17 protein-coding genes are annotated in these 19,214 nt (G+C 67.5%); 15 read left to right on the top strand and 2 right to left on the bottom strand.

The window, feature by feature from the left end:
- The first annotated feature begins 19 nt into the window (after positions 1 to 19).
- Both CH42_RS11260 and CH42_RS11255 read left to right on the top strand, forming a co-directional pair.
- Complete coding sequence (locus CH42_RS11260; protein WP_075205346.1) at positions 20 to 667, top strand: RNA polymerase sigma factor; 648 nt, start codon at positions 20 to 22, stop codon at positions 665 to 667.
- Positions 615 to 1,793 carry a hypothetical protein gene (locus CH42_RS11255; protein ID WP_156322541.1) on the top strand — a complete coding sequence of 393 codons (1,179 nt, stop codon included), beginning with the start codon at positions 615 to 617 and terminating at the stop codon, positions 1,791 to 1,793. Before CH42_RS11260 ends, CH42_RS11255 begins: the two co-directional genes overlap by 53 nt.
- Here the strand turns inward: CH42_RS11255 and CH42_RS11250 are convergent, their stop codons facing one another.
- A complete protein-coding gene (locus CH42_RS11250) occupies positions 1,794 to 3,434 on the bottom strand; it encodes a PucR family transcriptional regulator (RefSeq protein WP_053353237.1) in 1,641 nt (546 codons plus the stop codon).
- A gap of 160 nt (positions 3,435 to 3,594) precedes the next feature.
- On the opposite strand from CH42_RS11250, the gene gabT reads away from it, so the two are divergent.
- Together gabT and CH42_RS11240 are read left to right on the top strand one after the other, a co-directional pair.
- Positions 3,595 to 4,932, top strand: a complete 1,338-nt coding sequence (gene gabT, locus CH42_RS11245) for a 4-aminobutyrate--2-oxoglutarate transaminase (protein ID WP_053353236.1) — start codon at positions 3,595 to 3,597, stop codon at positions 4,930 to 4,932.
- Positions 4,933 to 4,968: 36 nt separating this feature from the next.
- Complete coding sequence (locus CH42_RS11240; protein ID WP_053353235.1) at positions 4,969 to 6,438, top strand: NAD-dependent succinate-semialdehyde dehydrogenase; 1,470 nt, start codon at positions 4,969 to 4,971, stop codon at positions 6,436 to 6,438.
- Between the two features lie 181 nt (positions 6,439 to 6,619).
- On the opposite strand, the gene rsmD is transcribed toward CH42_RS11240, so the two are convergent.
- A complete protein-coding gene (rsmD, locus tag CH42_RS11235) occupies positions 6,620 to 7,207 on the bottom strand; it encodes a 16S rRNA (guanine(966)-N(2))-methyltransferase RsmD (RefSeq protein ID WP_053353599.1) in 588 nt (195 codons plus the stop codon).
- A gap of 43 nt (positions 7,208 to 7,250) precedes the next feature.
- On the opposite strand from rsmD, the gene CH42_RS11230 reads away from it, so the two are divergent.
- From CH42_RS11230 to coaD, 11 genes are all read left to right on the top strand, one after another.
- A complete protein-coding gene (locus CH42_RS11230; protein ID WP_053353234.1) occupies positions 7,251 to 9,443 on the top strand; it encodes an ATP-dependent DNA helicase RecG in 2,193 nt (730 codons plus the stop codon).
- A 147-nt stretch (positions 9,444 to 9,590) separates the two neighbouring features.
- Positions 9,591 to 10,502, top strand: a complete 912-nt coding sequence (locus tag CH42_RS11225) for an ABC transporter ATP-binding protein (protein ID WP_053353233.1) — start codon at positions 9,591 to 9,593, stop codon at positions 10,500 to 10,502.
- 64 nt (positions 10,503 to 10,566) lie between these two features.
- On the top strand, positions 10,567 to 11,478 hold the full coding sequence (locus CH42_RS11220) for an ABC transporter permease subunit (RefSeq protein ID WP_053353232.1): 912 nt from the start codon (positions 10,567 to 10,569) through the stop codon (positions 11,476 to 11,478).
- Between the two features lie 40 nt (positions 11,479 to 11,518).
- Positions 11,519 to 12,913 carry a sensor histidine kinase gene (locus CH42_RS11215; protein ID WP_053353231.1) on the top strand — a complete coding sequence of 465 codons (1,395 nt, stop codon included), beginning with the start codon at positions 11,519 to 11,521 and terminating at the stop codon, positions 12,911 to 12,913.
- The gene (locus tag CH42_RS11210; RefSeq protein ID WP_239684026.1) at positions 12,910 to 13,605 is read left to right on the top strand and encodes a response regulator; all 696 of its coding nucleotides are present in this window, start codon (positions 12,910 to 12,912) and stop codon (positions 13,603 to 13,605) included. The genes CH42_RS11215 and CH42_RS11210 overlap by 4 nt, the downstream gene beginning before the upstream one ends.
- Before the next feature lie 103 nt (positions 13,606 to 13,708).
- Positions 13,709 to 14,755, top strand: a complete 1,047-nt coding sequence (locus CH42_RS11205) for an iron-siderophore ABC transporter substrate-binding protein (protein ID WP_239684025.1) — start codon at positions 13,709 to 13,711, stop codon at positions 14,753 to 14,755.
- Entirely contained in the window at positions 14,752 to 15,786 is a 1,035-nt protein-coding gene (locus CH42_RS11200) for a FecCD family ABC transporter permease (protein ID WP_239684024.1), read from the top strand. The genes CH42_RS11205 and CH42_RS11200 overlap by 4 nt, the downstream gene beginning before the upstream one ends.
- On the top strand, positions 15,783 to 16,835 hold the full coding sequence (locus tag CH42_RS11195; protein WP_075205345.1) for a FecCD family ABC transporter permease: 1,053 nt from the start codon (positions 15,783 to 15,785) through the stop codon (positions 16,833 to 16,835). The genes CH42_RS11200 and CH42_RS11195 overlap by 4 nt, the downstream gene beginning before the upstream one ends.
- A complete protein-coding gene (locus CH42_RS11190; RefSeq protein ID WP_053353228.1) occupies positions 16,832 to 17,686 on the top strand; it encodes an ABC transporter ATP-binding protein in 855 nt (284 codons plus the stop codon). Before CH42_RS11195 ends, CH42_RS11190 begins: the two co-directional genes overlap by 4 nt.
- A complete protein-coding gene (locus CH42_RS11185; RefSeq protein ID WP_053353227.1) occupies positions 17,683 to 18,651 on the top strand; it encodes a siderophore-interacting protein in 969 nt (322 codons plus the stop codon). Before CH42_RS11190 ends, CH42_RS11185 begins: the two co-directional genes overlap by 4 nt.
- A gap of 68 nt (positions 18,652 to 18,719) precedes the next feature.
- Positions 18,720 to 19,211, top strand: coding sequence for a pantetheine-phosphate adenylyltransferase (gene coaD / locus CH42_RS11180; protein WP_053353226.1), 492 nt, complete (start codon positions 18,720 to 18,722; stop codon positions 19,209 to 19,211).
- Positions 19,212 to 19,214: the final 3 nt, after the last annotated feature.

Here is a 19,214-nt window from a genome sequence, read left to right as displayed (position 1 = left end):
CGGGGTGGCAATACTCGGTATGAGATCCAGTTACGTGCAGAGCGATGCCGAGATCATCGCCAGCGCGCGCGAGCAGCCCGAGGCCTTCACCGAGCTGTACCGGCGACATGCCGCTGCGGTGTTTCGATATGCCATCTCGCGACTCGGCCGTGAGGCCGCTGACGACATCGTGGCGGAGACGTTCCTGGTGGCGTTCGAACGACGCGACACCTACGACGTCGCGGTTCCCGGAGCACTGCCCTGGGTACTCGGGATCGCCACGCGCCTGATTCGTCGGCGCCGACGGCAGGAAGCCGATCTGTGGCGTCTCGTCTCCGCAGTGGGCGGCATCGGCGGTGACGGTACCGTGCACTCGGGCCATGACCCCAGTGAGGGGATCGACTCGCGCCTCGACGCGGATACCGCCGTTCGATCAATCGCGGCTACCGTCGCGCGGTTGCCGAAGCGTGACCGCGACGTTCTGATGCTTTCGGCCTGGTCGGAGCTCGACTCCGCGGGCATCGCAACCGCGCTCGGCATTCCGGAGGGCACCGCGCGGTCTCGACTGCATCGTGTCCGGCGCATCCTTCGCACACAACTTGCAGCGGGCGCGGCCCGTGAAGTGGAGAACACTGATGAACAACGCAATGCAGCACGACGAACTGTCGTCCGTGCGCCGAGCGCGTGAACGCGTCGGCGGCGTCGAACCCGGCGACGACGATCTGGTGCGCGGCTTCGCGCGTTTCGAGCGCGATCTCGCTCGGAGCCTCTCGGGTGACGTCGAGTCGCCGACGCGGGTGCGCGCGCGTTCCCGCCGCAGGCGAGTGACCTGGGCGGGTATCGGGGTGATCGCGGTCGGAGCTATTGCCGGGGTCGCCATTGTGGCGACGCCGGCCCCCGTATTCGGTCCGATCGCACCGGCCGATACCTCGGCGGAGGCCGCCGAGCTTCTGGGGCGAGCAGCAGATCAGGTGCTCGCCGCCGATGCCGAGTTGGCTCCGGGCCAGTACATGCGTGTCGCCTCTCGCTCCGAGGGAATCGGGTCGTCGTGGAACGTGAATGACTATGTGAACGAGGGGGAGCCGGCGGCGCTGGTGAAGTCTCAGATGGAGGTGGCGACGTATCTCCCCGCTGATCATGACGCGCCTTACACCGTGCGCCAGTCCGCAGACTACGGTCGACAGCTGGTGTACCCCTTAGGCGGCGACCTCGAGCGCCAGGTGCGCGAAGAGTTCGCGGTCGTCGATGACGCGGTGACCGGCCCGTCGGCCGAACCCGCGCCGGGGGCAGAGAACGACGATACCTGGCCGCGTGGAGTCGAGGCGGGCCGGTCGCAGGCCCCAACCGACGTCGACGGATTGCGCGCGTACGTTCTCGAGGAGGCGCGCCAGCGCGAAAACGGTGACTTGCCCATCTCCTCCGAGCAGGGCGCCATCGCCTACGGTGCCTGGTCGATCGCAGCTGACCAGAGTCTGCCCGGCGAACTTCGCGCTGGGGCCTATCGCCTGCTCGCCACGGATTCAGAACTCGAGGTCACGTACTTCGCGGGCTACGACGCCGCTCAGGAGTGGAACTCGCCTACGGGTTCGACGATCTCGATCGGAGCGGGCACCAGCATTTCGATTCACGTGCTCCCTGACATCACCACGCAGCTGATCTTCGACGATGCCACGGGGAGGCTGATCGGTACCCGGAACGTGGTCGAAAGAGAATCACGCGAGTACCCGGGTTTTTCTCCCGGCGACGTCATTGGCGCAAGCGCCATCACCTCCACGATCGTGGACAGCATCCCGCCAGACGAGACATGGGACTAATCAGTCGCGCAGTGCCGGGCGCTCTGGGTTCTCTTCCGGGCGCCCGGTGAGCCTGAGGGCGGCCCAGAGTTCCGCTCGCGTGTCGGGCGAGTCGAGGTTGTTTTGCAGCAATTGGGCCGCAGTGTGTACCCGGGCCTTGAGCGTGTGCCGGTGCAGCCCCAGTTCGGTGGCGGCGGCGCTGGTCTGCCCGTGATGCGCAAGCCAGACCGTGAGCGCTTCCTCAATGCGGTCGTCGTGACGCTCATCGTGGTGTCGTACCGGCGCGAGCAGCAGTTGCGCGCGTCGCCGTGCCTCGGGCTGGGCATCGAGCAGATGCAGCACTCCCTGATGCAGTGCCGGGAGGTAGTCGACCGATCCACCGGCATCGGTCGCGATGGCTCGATCGAGCGCGAGGTCGGCTTCGGCCGCGGCTTCGTGCAAGCGGGTGAGTGCGCCGCGATCGGAGACGCCAGCAGCGAGCTGGTGGGAGGCGAATAGACGCCGGATCGCCGGAAGGTGGCGCACCTCGGCCACCATGAGCGGTGCGCCGTTGAGCGCGGCGGTGAAGAGCCCGGGGCTGCCGGCGTCGAGCGACTGCAGATCTTCGGCGAAGGTGGGGTCGAGGTGATCCGGAACCGCGTAACGCACCGCCACCACCGGCCCCTGCGGGAAGCGCGACAGCGTGCCGCGCGAGAGCCGCTCGGCGAGTTCGATCTGGCCGGCGAGCAGGAGTTCGAGAATGGCGTCGCGAAGCGCGGTCTGCGCTGATCGGATGCCGCTGCGGTGCTCCAGTTGCACCGTTGCGAGCGCCGCGACCAGCCCGTGCAGGGCGCGTTCTGCGTTGTCGGCGACGCCGCGTTCTTCAACCGCGAGCACGCCGAGCACGTGCCCCTGGCGGCCGAGCGCCTGCAATTGCATGCCCGTACCGTCTTCGTTCTCAATGCGGCCGGCGCTCACTCCGCGCTCGATGAGACGCCGGGATTCCCGGCGCACCCCGTCGGCCGGGAACGTGGACCGCTGGGCTTGCGGAGCGAACTCGACGATGCGCCCGAACCGGTCGGTGAGGCACACCCAGCGCCCGAGTCGGCCCGAGGCTTCGCGAATGGCGGCTCCGAGCCCATCACGGTGCAGGGAGGCATTCGCGACTGCCCGCTGGGATTCGAGCGACCAGATATCGCGATCGCGGGTCTGCGCATCGAGGAGTCGGGCGGCCGTCTGCACGATCTCGATGAACGCCGTGTCGTAGGGCACGCGGAACAGGGGGAGGTCGAGGCGGTCGCACGCCGAGACGATGGACGCGGGAACCCGCTCCCAGTGCAGCCCGACCGCGACGCCGAGCGCCGTGACGCCGGCGTCGATGAGACGCTGCACATACCCATCGGCGTCGCGCGCGTCATCGAGCGCGCTGAAGCGGGCGCCGGTCGTGAGGAGCACGGTGCGGGGCGTCAAAAATGGCGCGGGGTCTTCGAGCTCGCTGACGTGCACCCACTGCACGGGGCGCGAAGCTGCTTCGCGGCTGGCGCCCGCGATCAGTGAGAGCTCGAGTTGGTACTGGTGCAGCAGCTCGCCCAGTTGGATGGTGGGGGCCGGCGGTGGGGGAGCTGCGGGTGCCCCGCCCGACTGCGGTGCCGACGGATCGCGCGGTGTTGCGTTGCTCATCATGGCCTTTCCCGAAGCGTGCCATGTTGGTGAAACAAGGTGCCTCGCGTCACCATTCTGGCAGATTACGAAACATGGCACAGGGGTTAGGCTGAACCCGCATCACAACGAACCCGTGATTCAGGTCGCGGGCACGTTCCGAAACTCACAAGGAGAATCAGTCATGGCTGAAGTCACCGGCGGCCCCTCGCTTCCGCAGGAGCGCAAGCTCGTCACCAGCATCCCCGGCCCCAAGTCACAGGAGCTGCTCGCGCGTAAGAACGCCGCAGTCGCTGCCGGCGTCGGCGTCGCGCTTCCCGTCTCCATCGTCGCCGCAGGCGGCGGCGTCATGGTCGACGTCGACGGCAACTCGCTCATCGACCTCGGCTCCGGCATCGCCGTGACCGGTGTCGGCAACTCGGCACCCGCGGTCGTCGAAGCCGTGACGAACCAGGTGCAGCAGTTCACCCACACCTGCTTTACCGTCACCCCCTACGAGGGCTATGTCGCCGTCGCCGAGAAGCTCAACGAGCTCACCCCCGGTGACCACGAGAAGCGCTCGGCGCTGTTCAACTCGGGCGCCGAGGCCGTCGAGAACGCGATCAAGATCGCTCGTCACTTCACGAAGAAGAACGCCGTCGTCGTCTTCGATCACGCCTACCACGGTCGCACGAACCTCACTATGGGCATGACCGCGAAGAACATCCCCTACAAGGATGGCTTCGGTCCCTTCGCTCCTGAGGTCTACCGTGTACCCACCTCGTACCCCTTCCGCGACGGCCTCTCGGGCGTCGATGCCGCAGCGGTTGCGCTGACGCAGATCGAGAAGCAGGTCGGTGCGGGCAACCTCGCGGCGATCATCATCGAGCCCATCCAGGGTGAGGGCGGCTTCATCGCTCCCGCCGAGGGCTTCCTGCCCGCGCTGCAGGAGTGGGCGACCGCGAACAACGTCGTCTTCATCCTCGATGAGGTGCAGACCGGCTTCGCGCGCACCGGCGATCTGTTCGCCGCGAACCACGAGGGTGTCGTTCCCGACCTCGTCACCACCGCAAAGGGCATCGCGGGTGGTCTGCCGCTCTCGGCAGTGACCGGCCGCGCCGACATCATGGACTCGGCGCACGCCGGCGGCCTCGGCGGCACCTACGCCGGCAGCCCCATCGCCTGTGCTGCGGCTCTCGCGACCATCGATACCTACGAGCGTGAGAACCTCACCGAGCGCGCCCGCGAGATCGGTGCGATCATCGACGAGTTCTTCGGAGAGCTGCAGAAGTCGGACGATCGTATTGGCGACATCCGCGGTCGCGGCGCGATGAAGGCCGTCGAGCTCGTCGAGTCGGGTTCGCAGAAGCCCGCGGCAGCACTGACCGGTGCGATCGCGAAGGCAGCCGGCGAGCAGGGCGTCGTGGTGCTCACCTGCGGCACCTACGGCAACGTGATCCGCTTCCTGCCTCCGCTGTCGATCTCCGACGAGCTGCTCCGCGAGGGCCTGCAGGTCGTCGCCGACGCGCTCGCTGCCAAGTGATCCGACGATCCCGCACTCTTTGAAAGGACACCGAACATGGCTTTGAAGCCCAACGAGCAGGAGCTGCTCGACCGCGTCCAGTCCGGTCTCGGCATCGGCGGCACCTGGGAGCCGTCGTCGTCGGGTGCGACGATCGACGTGCACGACCCCGCCACCGGCGAGGTCATCAAGCAGATCGCTGACGCAACCGTCGAAGACGCTGTGCGCGCACTCGACGCCGCAGTTGAAGCGCAGGAAAAGTGGGCCGCGACGTCGAGCCGCGAACGCTCCAACATCCTGCGCCGCACCTTCGACCTGCTCATGGAGCGCAAGGAAGAGTTCGCGCTGCTGATGAGCATGGAAATGGGTAAGCCCATCGCCGAGGCTCGCGGTGAAGTGAACTACGGTGGCGAGTTCCTCCGCTGGTTCTCGGAAGAAGCCGTGCGCGTTCCCGGCGACTACCGCCAGAACCCCGAGGGCACCGGCACGATGATCGTTTCGCAGATGCCCGTGGGCCCCTGCTACTTCATCACGCCGTGGAACTTCCCCCTGGCCATGGCGACGCGCAAGATCGCACCGGCGCTCGCTGCCGGCTGCACGGTCGTCATCAAGCCCGCCGCGCTCACCCCGCTGACCACGGTCTTCTTCGCGCAGCTGCTCGAAGAGGCCGGCCTGCCCGCAGGTGTGGTCAACGTCGTCGCGACGTCGAAGTCGAGCGCTCAGTCGAGCGCGCTGCTGTCCGATCCGCGTCTGCGCAAGCTCTCGTTCACCGGCTCGACGCCGGTGGGTGTGAAGCTGCTGCAGGCCGCTGCTGAGAACGTGCTGCGCACCTCGATGGAGCTCGGCGGCAACGCGCCGTTCGTCGTCTTCGAAGACGCCGATCTGGATAAGGCTGTTGAGGGTGCGATGCTTGCGAAGTTCCGCAACATCGGCCAGGCCTGCACCGCGGCAAACCGCATCATCGTGCACGAGTCAGTCGCCGACGAGTTCGCTCGTCGCGTGGGCGAGAAGGTCGCGGCGATGTCGATCGGCCGTGGCGCCGACGAGGGCAACGACATCGGTGCGCTCGTCGAGGAGAAGGCCGTGACCAACACGGCTCGTCTCGTCGCGGATGCCGTCGAGACCGGCGGCACGATCGTGACCGGTGGCGAGACCGTTGACGGCCCCGGGTTCTTCTTCCAGCCTACCGTGATCGATCACATCAGCCCCCAGGCTGCGATCATGCGCGAGGAGATCTTCGGGCCGGTGCTCGGCATCATCCGTTTCTCCACCGAGGAGGAAGCGGTCGAGATCGCTAACAACACCGAGTACGGTCTCGTGAGCTACGTGTTCACCGAGAACATCGGTCGCGGGCACCGCATGATCGAGAAGCTCGAGACCGGCATGATGGGCCTGAACACCGGCCTCGTGTCGAACGCTGCGGCACCGTTCGGTGGCGTGAAGCAGTCGGGTATCGGCCGCGAGGGCGGCTTTGAGGGCATCCACGAGTTCCTCTCGTCGAAGTACACCCTGCTGCCGCGCTCCTAAGCGCTGGTAAGTGCAACGGGCTCGGGATCGCAAAATCCCGGGCCCGTTGTGCGTGTGCGGGCGGACGATGCGTTGCCGTCAAGCAGACCGCCTGTCGGCGGCAGAACTCGCGCGAAGCGTTGCTTCGCTATGCAGCGACCGCCTTTCGGCGGCAGAATCTGCGCAACGCGATGCGTTGCCGTCAAGCAGATTCTGCCCACCACAGCGCGGTCTCGCCGTAGCGCTTCTCACGAATCAACTCGATGCCGGCAGGCCATGCCGGTTCAGGGGAGCGCGTGCTGCGTTCGACGAGCACCGCGCCGCCCGGAGCGAGCAGCGGAACGAGCGCCGCTAAGTTGTCGGCGATCTCCTGCTCGGACAGGTCGTACGGAGGATCAAGCAGCACGACGTCCCACTGCGGCGAAGGATCGCGCTCGGCCGCTGCCGTGACGAAAGCTTGGACCGCCTGGCGAACGACCTCGATGCGCGGAGCCGACTCAGATGAGCGTTCGAACGCGTTGGCGACGATGCGGCCGTTGCGCTTCGCTACCTCGGCGGCCTGCGGATGCTTCTCGACGAGCGTGACGTCGGTGGCACCGCGGCTCGCCGCTTCGAGCGCCAAAGCTCCAGATCCTGCGTACAGGTCGAGCACGCGGGTTCCCTCGATGAGATCCCAGGAGCCGAGCGTGGAGAAGATCGCCTCGCGCACGCGATCACTCGTCGGTCGGGTGCCGGCCTTGGGGACTTCGAGCCGCAGGGATCCGGCGACTCCGGCGATGATTCTCGTCACCACACGAGCGTAGCGTGTCGGTGGTCCCCGATACGCTGGAGACATGACCCGCGCCACCCTCGACACGCCCCTTCCGGGTGTCGTCGGCGACCGCACCGCGAAGCCGCTCGCGCAGGCCTTCGGCATGCAGACGGTCGGCGATCTGTTGATGCACTTCCCCCGTCGATACTCGCGACGCGGTGAACTGACGCCGTTGAACGGTCTGCCGCTCGGCGAGCAGATCGCCGTGGTCGCGCAGGTGCTCGACGTGCAGCAGCGGCAGATGCAGCGGCGCAACGGCAAGCTGCTGCAGGTGCGTGTCACCGATGGCACCGGCCACCTCACGCTGACCTTCTTCAACCAGGATTGGCGCGCGCGCGAACTGCTTCCCGGCAAGCGCGGGCTCTTCGCGGGCAAGGTGAGCGAGTATCGCGGCAGCCTGCAGTTGCAGCACCCGGTGTATGAGCTGTTCGAGAACCGCGACGACGTTCCCGGTGCCGACCAGCTCGACGAGGCGGCGGCGAAAGCGTGGTCAGAGACTCCGGTGCCGATCTATCCCGCGACCGCGCAGATGCCGACCTGGACGCTGCAGCGCGCCGTCGAGTTGGCGCTCGACGCGCTCGGAGACCTCGACGATCCGGTTCCCGAGCACATTCGAGCCGACGAGGGCATCGTTTCTCTCGGGCTCGCATTCGAACGCATCCATCGCCCGCAGCATGACGCCGACTGGCGCGGTGCGCGCGACAGCTTCCGATTCCGCGAGGCATTCGAATTGCAGCTCGCGCTGCTCGACCGTCGCCGCCGTGCGGGGTTGCAGTCGAGTACACCCAGACCTACGGGCGGCGCAGGCGGGCCGCTCGAACGGTTCGACGCGGCGCTGCCGTTCCAGCTCACCGGCGATCAGCAGCGCGCTGGCGCAACCATCAGCGCCGAGCTCGCCGAGGGGCACCCGATGCATCGCCTCCTGCAGGGCGAGGTCGGCTCGGGCAAGACCCTCGTCGCGCTTCGCGCCATGCTGCAGGTCGCCGAGAGCGAGGGCCAGAGCGCACTGCTCGCGCCGACCGAGGTGCTCGCCGCACAGCATTACCGATCGGTCGTGGACGCCCTCGGCCCCGAGCTGACCGCTGAACTGCAGCCGGTACTGCTCACCGGTCGCATGCCAGTCGCCGAGCGCAAGCGCGTGCTCCTCGCACTCGTCTCCGGTGCGTCGCGCATCGCAATCGGTACGCATGCGCTGCTGAGCGAGGGCGTGACGTTCCTGGACCTCGGCTTCATCATCGTCGACGAGCAGCACCGATTCGGCGTCGACCAGCGCGAAGCCCTGCGGCAGAAAGGCGCGCAACCGCATGTGCTCGCGATGACCGCGACGCCCATCCCGCGAACGGTCGCGTTGACCGCGTTCGGCGATCTCGAGGTGACGACGATTCGTGAGCTGCCTCCGGGCCGCCAGGGGATCGAGACATTCACGGTCCCCGAAATCGAGATGCCGGCGCGTGCCGCGCGCGTCTGGGCGCGCTCGGCCGAAGATCTCGCCGCAGGGCGTCAGATTTATGTCGTCTGCCCCGCGATCGCACCGGGTGAGGTGGAAGACGGCCTCGATGACGCGGCCGACACCGACGGAGACGCCCCCGGCGAGGCGCGACGTTTGGCGAGTGTTGCTGAAACCGTCGAAGAGTTGCGTGCGCAGCCGGCGTTCGCGCGCGCGGGGGTCGAAGGTCTCCACGGCGGCATGCCCTCCGACGAGAAAGATCGGGTCATGCGTGCCTTTGCCGCGGGCGAGGTCGGGGTGCTGGTCGCGACGACCGTCATTGAGGTGGGCGTGAATGTGCCGAACGCCTCCATCATGATCGTGCGCGACGCCGATCGGTTCGGCATTTCGCAGTTGCATCAGTTGCGCGGTCGCGTCGGCCGCGGCGAGCACGCCGGTCTGTGCCTGTTGATGACGCGTGCCGAAACCGGCACCGTCGCACGTGAGCGCATTGACGCCGTTGCGGCGACGACTGACGGCTTCGCCCTCGCCGAGGTGGACCTCGAACTCCGTCGTGAGGGCGACATTCTGGGCACTGCGCAATCGGGTGGGCGTTCGACGCTGCGTCTGCTCCGCGTCGCCGAGCACGGCCCGCTGATCGCGCACGCCCGCGAGATCGCCGCCGCGCTGCTCGCCCAAGACCCTGAGCTGACGACAGCCCCCGGGCTTGCCGCCCTCATCGCGCGAGATCACGAGGCCGGTGTGCTCGACAACCTCGCGAAATCGTAGGCTCGGCGATCCCGCGCACGCAACGGTACCCAGGTACCACCCACAATCGCACCGCGGATCGATGCATCGACTGAGAATCCCGCCTACCGTGGAACCATCGCCCCACTGCGGCACATGCCGCATTGCCCACGGAGAAACGGAGACGCCATGATCGAAGCACGTGGACTGACCAAGCACTACGGCACGAAGACCGCGGTGCACGACGTGAGTTTCAACATCAAGCCGGGCCAGGTGACCGGGTTTCTCGGGCCGAACGGCGCGGGCAAATCGACGAGCATGCGATTGATGGTCGGGCTGGATCGCCCCACCGCCGGCACCGTCACCGTCAACGGCGCACGCTACGCCGACGCGCAGGCGCCCATCGCCGAGGTCGGTGCGCTGCTCGACGCGAAGGGCGTGCACCCGGGTCGTAGCGCGCGCAGCCACTTGCGTGCCCTCGCCGCGACGCACGGCATCTCGGATCGTCGCGTCGACGCCGTACTCGAGCAGACCGGCCTCGCCGCGGTGGCGAATCGCCGCGTCGGGGGCTTCTCGCTCGGCATGGGACAGCGACTCGGCATTGCGGCGGCGCTGCTCGGCGATCCGCAGGTGCTGATTCTCGACGAACCCGTCAACGGGCTCGACCCCGACGGCGTGCTGTGGGTGCGCCAGCTGCTGCGCCACCTGGCCTCCGAGGGGCGCACGGTACTGCTGTCGAGCCACCTGATGAGCGAGATGTCGCAGACCGCCGATCACGTCATCGTGCTCGGGCGGGGTCGGGTAGTCGCCGATGCGCCGATCGCTGAATTCGTCTCGGGCGGGCGCACCACGCGCGTCACGGTGCGCAGCCCCCACGCGGCACGGCTCGCGTCGCTCCTCATGGAAGCGCATCGCGACGGCGCAGCACTCGAACCGCTCGGCGATGAAGGGTTCACGGCAAGCGGGTTCACCGCCGCAGAGATCGGCGACCTGGCCGCCTCGCAGGGCCTCGCGCTGCACGAACTCAGCCCGGTCGCCGCGAGCTTGGAAGATGCGTATCTCGAGCTCACCCGCGGCGAAGTCGAGTACGCCACCGCATAGCGCGGGCGATTCGCACCCCACACACCGACCGCATTCACCGCACCAGCGAAGAATCGAGACTCTCATGACCTCCTCCATCGTCATCGATGCCGGCTCGGCATCGACGCCTCACCAGACCCCACAGCACGGCACCCGTCAGACCCGTGATCGCGTCGCCCGCCCCGTCAGCTTTGGCGGCGTGCTGAAATCCGAGCGCATTAAACTCACCTCGCTGCGGAGCATCAAGATCACGCTCATCATTACGGTGCTGTTCGGGATCGCCTTGAGCGCAGCCATCGCGTTCTTCTTCAGCAACGAACTCCGCAACACCTCGACTGACGGCGCACCGTCATTCTTGACGGCGGATGCCGCGGGGCTGCAAAGCTATCTCCTCATCATCGCGACGTTCGCGACCCCCTTCCTGGCGCTCGTCTTCGGAGTGCTCGGCGTCTTCGCGATCTCGAGCGAGTACTCCAGTGGCATGATCCTCTCCACGCTCACGGCGGTGCCGAAGCGCACGCCGGTGTTCTTCGGCAAAGCGCTCGTGCTCGCGGCGGTTGCAGCGATCGGCGCACTCGTCTTGGTCGGCGGCAGCCTCGCGGTGGCGGTGCTGTGCTACCCGAGCGCCGCGGCTCAACTCGGGAGCGGCATCGTCATTTCGGGTGCGCTCGGTACGATCGCCTACCTCGTGCTGATCTCGCTCTTCGCCTATGGCGTCGCTGCGCTGCTGCGGTCGACGGCCGGCGGCATCGCGGTCGTCGCCGGCGTGACCTTCGTACTGCCGATCGCGTTCCAGCTGCTCGGGATGACCGGCTGGGAGTGGGTTGCCGCCGTCACGCCGTACCTGCCGGCACAGCTCGGGTCGCTGCTCTCCCAGGGGGTCGTCGAGGTCAGCACTGGCCCGAACTTCTGGGTGGCGCTTGCCGCGATGGTCGGCTGGGTCGCTGTCGTCGTGCTTCCGGCTGCGGTGCTCTTCAAGCGCCGCGACGCACGCTGAGCGTCGCAGTGGTGTGGTCGCCCGGCAGTAGGGTGAAAGCATGACGCGCGATGCCGAGGTGCGACTGCCGCGCCCGCCGGGTGTGATCCGGCGGGCGTTCGCCGCGCACCCGTTGGCAGTCGATATCACGATCGTCGTCTGGTACTTCATCGGCAGCGGCATCGGCATTTTGCTCGATGTGCTCAGCACGCAGCAGTGGAACGAAGCGACTGAGTCGATCGAGTGGCCCGGGCCGCCCATCCAGCTGACCTGGCCTTGGGTGCTCATCACCGCCGCGCGCATCCTCATTATTGCCACGGCCCTGTTGTTCCGACGCAAGTACCCGTTAGCGGGGTTGATCGTCATTGTCGTGGTGACCTTTGGCGAGCAGGGAATTCAGTCATTCGCGAATGGCGTTGCGCTGATGTTCTTGCTGTACGCCGTTCCGGTGTACCGGAGCGTCACCGCGGCCTGGCTAGGGTATGCCATCGCGACGGCGGGCATCATCTTGCAGGGTCTCCTCGCGTACTGGCGAGGTTTCGGTGATGTCGGCAGCGCAAGCCCCGCGAATCTCCTGGTCGCCGAGACGAGCGCGGTGCGCAGCTTCGGCGAGTTGGTGACGATCACGATCATGGGCGCGCTGTGGATGCTCGCGGTGCTCATGCTGGGAATCAACCTGGGCAATCGTCGGCGCTACATCGCCGCGGTGATTGATCGCGCGCATCAACTGGCCCGGGAGCGCGATCAGCTCGCGCAGCTCGCCGTTGCCGAGGAGCGGTCGCGCATCGCACGCGAGATGCACGACATCGTCGCGCACTCGGTCTCGGTGATGATCGCGCTGTCAGAAGGCGCCTCGCGCGCTGCGGCGACGGCGCCCGAGGCGGCGACCGACGCGATGCGTCGCAGTGCCGAGACCGGGCGAACCGCCCTCGCCGAGATGCGCCGGTTGCTCGGGGCGCTCCACACTCCCGATGAGCAGGCGGCGCTGCTGCCGCAGCCGGGGGTGGAGGATCTGCCGCAACTCGTCGCAGGATTCCGAGACGCGGGGCTCGACGTCTCGCTCGACGTCTCCGGCGCCTCAGCGGGGGATCGCGGTCAAGATCTGGCGATCTATCGCATCGCGCAGGAGGGGCTCACAAATGTGCTCCGCTACGCGGGAACAGGCGCCCGGGTGCGCGTCGAATTGCATCGGGACGCGGAGCGCACGACCGTCGAGGTGCGCGACTTCGGGCCGGCGGCCGGCGCGGCGGCGCCCGTGACGGGGATCGGTTCGGGGCGCGGGTTGACGGGCCTCACCGAGCGGGCGCGCGTGTTCGGTGGGCACATCGAATCCGGCCCGGTCGGATCTGCCGACGGGGGAGGGTGGCGTCTCTGGGCGGAACTTCCCGTGAACGCCGGTGCCCGCGAGGGGACGCAAGTATTCACCACTTCAGCTGCAGAAAGAGAGACGCTGTGAGCACCGCACCGATCCGAATCATGTTGGTCGATGACCAGGAGCTGATACGCACCGGCTTCCGCCTGGTGCTGCTTGCGGAGTCAGACATCGATGTTGTCGCCGAAGCGTCCGATGGGGCGGAGGCGCTCGCACGGCTCGACGAGCTCGGCCCGGGGGGATGCGACATCGTGTTGATGGATGTGCGCATGCCGGGAATGAACGGGATCGAGGCGACGGCAGAGATTGCGCGTCGGTTCCCGGAGACGCGGGTCGTGGTGCTCACCACCTTCGACCTGGATGAGTACGCGACCGGAGCGATTCAGGCGGGGGCCAGCGGGTTCCTCCTGAAAGACGCCCGACCCACAGAGCTCGTTGACGCCATTCATCGGGTCGCCGCGGGTGACGCGACGATGGCTCCGAGTGTGACGCGGCGCCTGCTCGAGCAGTTGCGCGCGGGCACCGGCTCGGGCGCGGCGCTCGGGTTCGCCGCCAGCGCGGAAGCTGAGGCGGACGTCGCGGCGCTCAGTGCCCTGACGGAGCGGGAGCACGATGTGCTTCGGCTGATCGCAGAGGGAAAGAACAACGCCGAGATCAGTGCTGACCTCTTTCTATCGGAGTCCACGGTGAAGACGCACGTGGGGCGGGTGCTCGCAAAGCTGCATTTGCGCGACCGCGTGCACGCGGTGATTTTTGCCAAGCAACACGGTCTCTAGTGCCGCTGGTGCGAGGCTGAAACCTGGACACGGTGCAGGCGGCACAGGCGACGAGCAAGTGTAAGCTTCGTATGATCTGATGTTTCATGACGAAGGAGATCCGTTGACCACTCGAACGATGCCTCACCGTCGTGCGCTGCGAATTGCCGGGGCCGCTGGCGCCGGCGTGCTGGCGCTCGCTCTCGCCGCCTGCTCGAGCGGTTCCGGCGACACCGCAGGTGACTCCAACGCTTCGAGCGGCGAGTTCCCGGTGACCATCACCCACGCACTCGGCGAGACCACGATCGGCGCGCAGCCCGAGCGCCCCGCAATCGTGGGTTGGGGCAGTGCGGATGCGGCGATCGCGCTCGGCTCGATTCCGGTGGGCATGCCGGAGCAGAGCTACGGCGACACTGACGGTGACGGCGTGCTCGAGTGGATCAGTGACGCGCTCACGCAGGCCGACGCGGAGACCCCCGTGCTGTACTCCGAAATGGACGGCGTTCCCTTCGAGAAGATCGCGGACACCGAGCCCGATGTGATCCTGGCCGCGAACTCCGGGCTCTCGGATCAGGATTTCAGCACCCTCAGCGAGATCGCACCGACGGTCGCCTACCCGGGCCAGCCGTACGGCACAAGCTGGCGCGATACCACCGAGCTCGTCGGCAAGGCGCTCGGCAAGGAGCAGCAGGCCACGGAACTCGTGAGCCAGACCGAAAAGACCATTGCTGACGCGCTCGCACAGCATCCTGACCTCGCCGGGAAGACCGGCATGGTCGCCTGGGTGGATGCGGCGGATCTCGGAAAGATTCAGGTGTACACGCCGGCAGATACCCGCGTGCAGTTCTTGCAGGACCTCGGCCTCACGATCGCCCCGGGTGTGGAAGAGCTCTCGAAGAACGAATCGGGTTTCGTGTTCAGTATCAGCGCTGAGCAGGCCGACAAGCTCGACGCCGACGTCGCGATCATGTTCGTGCAGGGCGGCGACCTGTCGACGCTCGAGAAGGATCCGCTGCTCAGCAAGATTCCGGCGGTCGCGAACGGCACCGTCGTGCTCACCAATGATGAGGACGTGCTGATGGCACTCTCCTCGCCCTCGGTGCTGTCGATCCCGTGGGCGATCGACAATCTCACGCAGCGCCTCGACGACGCCGCAGCCAAGGTCAAGTGACCGCTGCCACTGCGGCGGTCGCCCGAGTCACTCGGCGGCGGCGTCCGCTGAGCCTCATGCTGACCGTCGCGGTGGTCGTGCTGATCGCCGCGGTGCTGCTGTCGCTGACGATCGGCGCGCGCGACGTCTCGCTCGCGACGGCGTGGGCGGCGTTCACGCATCCTGATGCGGCATCGACCGATCAGGCGGCCGTGCTGTCGCGCGTTCCGACCACCATCACGGGGCTGCTCGTGGGCGCCGCGCTCGGCATGGGTGGATCGTTGATGCAAGGCATGGCGCGCAATCCGCTCGCCGATCCAGGTCTGCTCGGTGTGAACGCCGGTGCGGCGCTGTTCGTGGTGCTCGGCATGTCGGTGTTCGGGTTGCAGCAACCGTTCGCGACCGTGTGGCTCGCGTTCGCGGGAGCCGGCGTCGCGGTGGCGCTCGGCTATCTCGCCGCTGCGGCGAGCCCCGGGGGAGCGACGCCCGTGACGCTCGCGCTCGCGGGTGCCGCGATCACGGCGCTGGCCGGGTCGGGTATCGCGGCGATCATCATCTTCGACCAGAACACGCTCGACCGGTACCGGTTCTGGCAGCTCGGTTCGCTCACCGGCGCGACGCCGGAGACGCTTGCCCAGCTGTCGGGTTTCCTCATGCTTGGTGCGGTGCTCGCGGTGTTCAGCTCGGGAAAGCTCAACGCGCTCGCGCTGGGCGACGACGCCGCGCGCGGGCTCGGCGTGCAGGTCGGCCTGCTGCGCGTGACCAGCGCGGGTGCCGTGGTGCTGCTCTGCGGTACGGCGACGGCGCTCGCCGGGCCCATCGGGTTCGTCGGTCTGGCGGTGCCGCACGCGGTACGCGCGTTCGCGGGGACCGACTATCGACGTATCGTGCCGCTCTCGGCCGCGGTCGGCGCTGCGTTCTTGCTCGTCTGCGATGTCGCAGGTCGCGTTATCGCCCGCCCGGGCGTGCTCGAGGTCGGCATCGTCACGGCGGCGATCGGGGCGCCGATCTTCATCGTGCTGCTGCGACGCGGGCGGATGGTGGGAGTATGAGCCAGATCGTGAGTGGCGGATCACCCGCGCTCGTGACTCCCGAACGTCTGCGAGCAGATCGCCGCAGTAGGCGTCTCCGCGATGCCGTCGTGATCGCTGTGCTCGCGTGCGGCGTCATAGTGCTCGCCGCTCTGGTGCTCGTCTGGGGCACGAAATTCACGCCGCTCGACCAGGTCATTGCGGCACTGCGCGGCGAAAGCATCCCCGGGGTGTCGTTCTCGGTCAGCACGATTCGGGCGCCGCGGGCACTCGGCGCGGTGCTCGTGGGGGCAGCGTTCGGGCTCGGCGGCATCATCTTCCAGACCCTGCTGCGCAACGTGCTCGCGAGCCCCGATGTGATCGGCATCTCGTCGGGTGCCAGTGCGGCGGCCGTCGTGTCGATCGCCTTCTTCGCCGCCTCGGGTACCACGGTGATGGCCGCCGCGGTCATCGGTGCGCTCGCCACGGCGCTGCTCATCTGGGCGGTCGCGTCGAAGCGCGGTCTCTCGGGGATGCGCTTCGTGCTCGCCGGGGTCGCGGTCGCCGCAGGCCTCCAAGCCGTGATCGCGTATGCGCTGACCCGAACCGACGTGAACCAGGCGCACGAGGCCGTGGTCTGGATGACCGGCTCACTCTCGCGCAGTCTCTGGGACCAGTTGCGGCCAATCGCGCCGATCCTGTTCGCACTGCTCGTCATCGCCTTGATCGCGGCGCGGCGCATTCCGCTTCTGGCGCTGAGCGTCGACACGGCGCGAGCACTCGGCGTCCGCGAGCAGCGGGATCGTTTGCTGCTCATCGTGCTGGCGGTGCTGCTCATTTCGGTGGCCACGTCGCTTTCCGGGCCGATCGCATTCGTCGCGTTTCTCTCCGGGCCGATCGCCACGCGTCTCGTGCGTCGCCCCGAGTCGCGTCCGTTCGCATCGGCACTGGTCGGTGCCCTCATCGTGTTGCTCGCCGATGCCGTGTCGCAGCATGCGTTCCCGACTGCTATGCCCATCGGCGTGATCACGGGGGCGATCGGCGCCCCGTTCCTCATCGTTCTGCTCATGCGGGGAAGGACCCGAGTATGACCTCCCACTTGCTCGCCGCGAAAGACCTCACCGTCGGCTACGACGGCGACCCGGTGATCACAGGCCTCGACCTTGTGCTTCCTGAATCGGGGATCACGATGATCGTGGGGGCGAACGGCTGCGGAAAATCGACGCTGCTGCGCACGCTCGCACGATTGCTGAAGGCCCGCAGCGGTGCGGTGCTGCTCAATGGCGAGCCGATCCAACGCCTGCACACGAAGCAGGTCGCACGCATCATCGGCCTGCTGCCCCAGGCACCGATCGCCCCCGACGGCATCACAGTGTCCGAATTGGTCGATCGCGGGCGTACGCCGCACCGCGAATGGCTCGGTCGTCGCAACCAGCATGATGATGAGGTCGTGGCCGAAGCGCTTGCCCTCACCCACATGGATGCCTTCGCCGAGCGATCCGTTGACGCGCTCTCGGGCGGTCAGCGGCAGCGCGCGTGGGTCGCCATGGCCCTGGCGCAGGAGCCAGACATCCTGCTGCTCGACGAACCGACCACCTACCTCGACCTCGCCCACCAGGTCGAACTACTTGAACTGCTGGTCACGCTGCAACGCACTCGAGGCACGCAGATCGTGGTGGTGATGCACGAGCTCAACCTCGCGACACGTTACGCGGATCACCTCATCGCCATGCGACACGGTGAGATCGTGGCAGAGGGCGCGCCCGGTGAAATCGTGACCGAGCAGCTCATCGCCGAGGTGTTCGGACTCGCTTCGGTCATCGTGCCCGACCCCATTGCCGGCACGCCGATGGTCGTCCCTGTCGGAGCACCGCACCCCATCGATCCCGAGCCGCAGCGCGCACCTACAGCCCCCACCGATGCCCCGGAAGGAACCGCATGAGCACCACCGCCTACCGCTTGTTCGAGGTCACCGCGACCGAGGTGAGCCGACCGGCCCCGGGATTCGTGCGTGTCGTGTTCGCCGGCCCCGAGCTCGAACGATTCGGTTTCGCGGGGCTCGACCAGCGCATCAAGCTGCTGCTTCCCAACGAGCACGGCCAGATTCCCGCGCTGGAGAACGGCGACGGCTGGTACCAGTCGTGGGCGGCGATGGCCGATGATGAGCGGCCGCCGATGCGCACGTACACACCGCGCGATGTGAGTCGCACGGGCGGCGAGGTGCGGGTCACGGTCGATTTCGCGCGGCACGACACCCACCCCGGCCCGGCCTCGGCGTGGGCAGAGCAAGCCATTCCGGGGGCCGCGCTGACGATTTTGGGCCCGGATGCGCAGTTCGCCGGCCCGAACACCGCGGTCGGGTGGATCCCTCCGCAGCGCGCCGAACGATTCTTGATCGTCGGAGACGACACGGCGCTTCCTGCGATCGCCGGGATTCTGGCATCGCTTGAAGCCACGGCCTGCGCACACGTCATTCTTGAAGTGGCGGATCGCGCGGACGCCGCACTCCTCGACGCAGATGCGCTGCTCGCGTCGGGGCGAGTCGAGCTCACCGTGCTGCAGCGCGATCCCGCTGCGCCGGGTGCGGCTCTGGTGGAGGCGGTGCGCGGACTCGAATCCGTGTTCCCGGGCGGGCTCGTTGATGTCGAGCGATCGGCGGCGGCGGCGCAGGACGAGCTGCAGGAGATCGACGTGGACCGTGACATCCTCTGGGAAGTTCCCGGCGTCGACGCGCTGACCGGAACCCCGGCCGCGAGCGACACGCGATCTTCGGAGGGATACGCGTGGCTGGCGGGTGAGGCCGGTGCCATCAAACTCATTCGTCGGCATCTCGTTGCAGAGCGCGGCATCGACCGTCAATCGGTCGCGTTCATGGGGTACTGGCGGCGCGGGCGGGCCGAGAACTGATCGCACCGGATCGCAGATCACAGCGGACCTCAGGCTCAGGGGCATGGGTCACCCCCTAGGCTGAAGCCATGACGAAAATCGCTGTGGTTCCCGGCTCCTTCGACCCGGTCACGATGGGGCACCTCGATGTCATTCTGCGCGCAGCGCGCATCTTCGATGAGCTGCACGTGCTGGTGGTGCACAATCCGAATAAGACGGCGATGCTGCCGATCACCGAGCGCATGTCGCTCATTCAGAAGTCGCTCGCCGACGCCGGCGCACCTGCCAACATCACCGTCGCATCATGGTCGGTTGGGCTGCTCGTCGACTACTGCACCGAGGTCGATGCCTCGGTGCTCGTGAAAGGCATCCGGTCGCAGATCGATGTGTCGTACGAAACCCCCATGGCCATCATGAATCGCAGTCTCGCTGACGTCGAGACCGTGTTCATGCTGCCGGACCCGGCGCATGCCCACGTCTCGAGCACGCTGGTGCGACAGGTCTCCGAGATGGGTGGCGATGTCAGCCCGTACGTTCCCGACGCCGTCGCCCGCTTCCTCGAGAAGCGTCACCCGGCATAGGCC

This window comes from Leucobacter musarum subsp. musarum (assembly GCF_001273845.1).
Lineage (GTDB): Bacteria > Actinomycetota > Actinomycetes > Actinomycetales > Microbacteriaceae > Leucobacter > Leucobacter musarum.
This window is presented reverse-complemented; position numbering and strand designations above follow the sequence as displayed.

What these genes read in the sequence shown, in the direction of transcription:
- CH42_RS11260 (WP_075205346.1), top strand. Translation starts at nt 20, where the DNA reads ATGAGATCCAGTTACGTGCAGAGCGATGCCGAGATCATCGCCAGCGCG.
- CH42_RS11255 (WP_156322541.1), top strand. Translation starts at nt 615, where the DNA reads ATGAACAACGCAATGCAGCACGACGAACTGTCGTCCGTGCGCCGAGCG.
- CH42_RS11250 (WP_053353237.1), bottom strand. Translation starts at nt 3,434, where the DNA reads ATGATGAGCAACGCAACACCGCGCGATCCGTCGGCACCGCAGTCGGGC.
- gabT (WP_053353236.1), top strand. Translation starts at nt 3,595, where the DNA reads ATGGCTGAAGTCACCGGCGGCCCCTCGCTTCCGCAGGAGCGCAAGCTC.
- CH42_RS11240 (WP_053353235.1), top strand. Translation starts at nt 4,969, where the DNA reads ATGGCTTTGAAGCCCAACGAGCAGGAGCTGCTCGACCGCGTCCAGTCC.
- CH42_RS11230 (WP_053353234.1), top strand. Translation starts at nt 7,251, where the DNA reads ATGACCCGCGCCACCCTCGACACGCCCCTTCCGGGTGTCGTCGGCGAC.
- CH42_RS11225 (WP_053353233.1), top strand. Translation starts at nt 9,591, where the DNA reads ATGATCGAAGCACGTGGACTGACCAAGCACTACGGCACGAAGACCGCG.
- CH42_RS11220 (WP_053353232.1), top strand. Translation starts at nt 10,567, where the DNA reads ATGACCTCCTCCATCGTCATCGATGCCGGCTCGGCATCGACGCCTCAC.
- CH42_RS11215 (WP_053353231.1), top strand. Translation starts at nt 11,519, where the DNA reads ATGACGCGCGATGCCGAGGTGCGACTGCCGCGCCCGCCGGGTGTGATC.
- CH42_RS11195 (WP_075205345.1), top strand. Translation starts at nt 15,783, where the DNA reads ATGAGCCAGATCGTGAGTGGCGGATCACCCGCGCTCGTGACTCCCGAA.
- CH42_RS11190 (WP_053353228.1), top strand. Translation starts at nt 16,832, where the DNA reads ATGACCTCCCACTTGCTCGCCGCGAAAGACCTCACCGTCGGCTACGAC.
- CH42_RS11185 (WP_053353227.1), top strand. Translation starts at nt 17,683, where the DNA reads ATGAGCACCACCGCCTACCGCTTGTTCGAGGTCACCGCGACCGAGGTG.
- coaD (WP_053353226.1), top strand. Translation starts at nt 18,720, where the DNA reads ATGACGAAAATCGCTGTGGTTCCCGGCTCCTTCGACCCGGTCACGATG.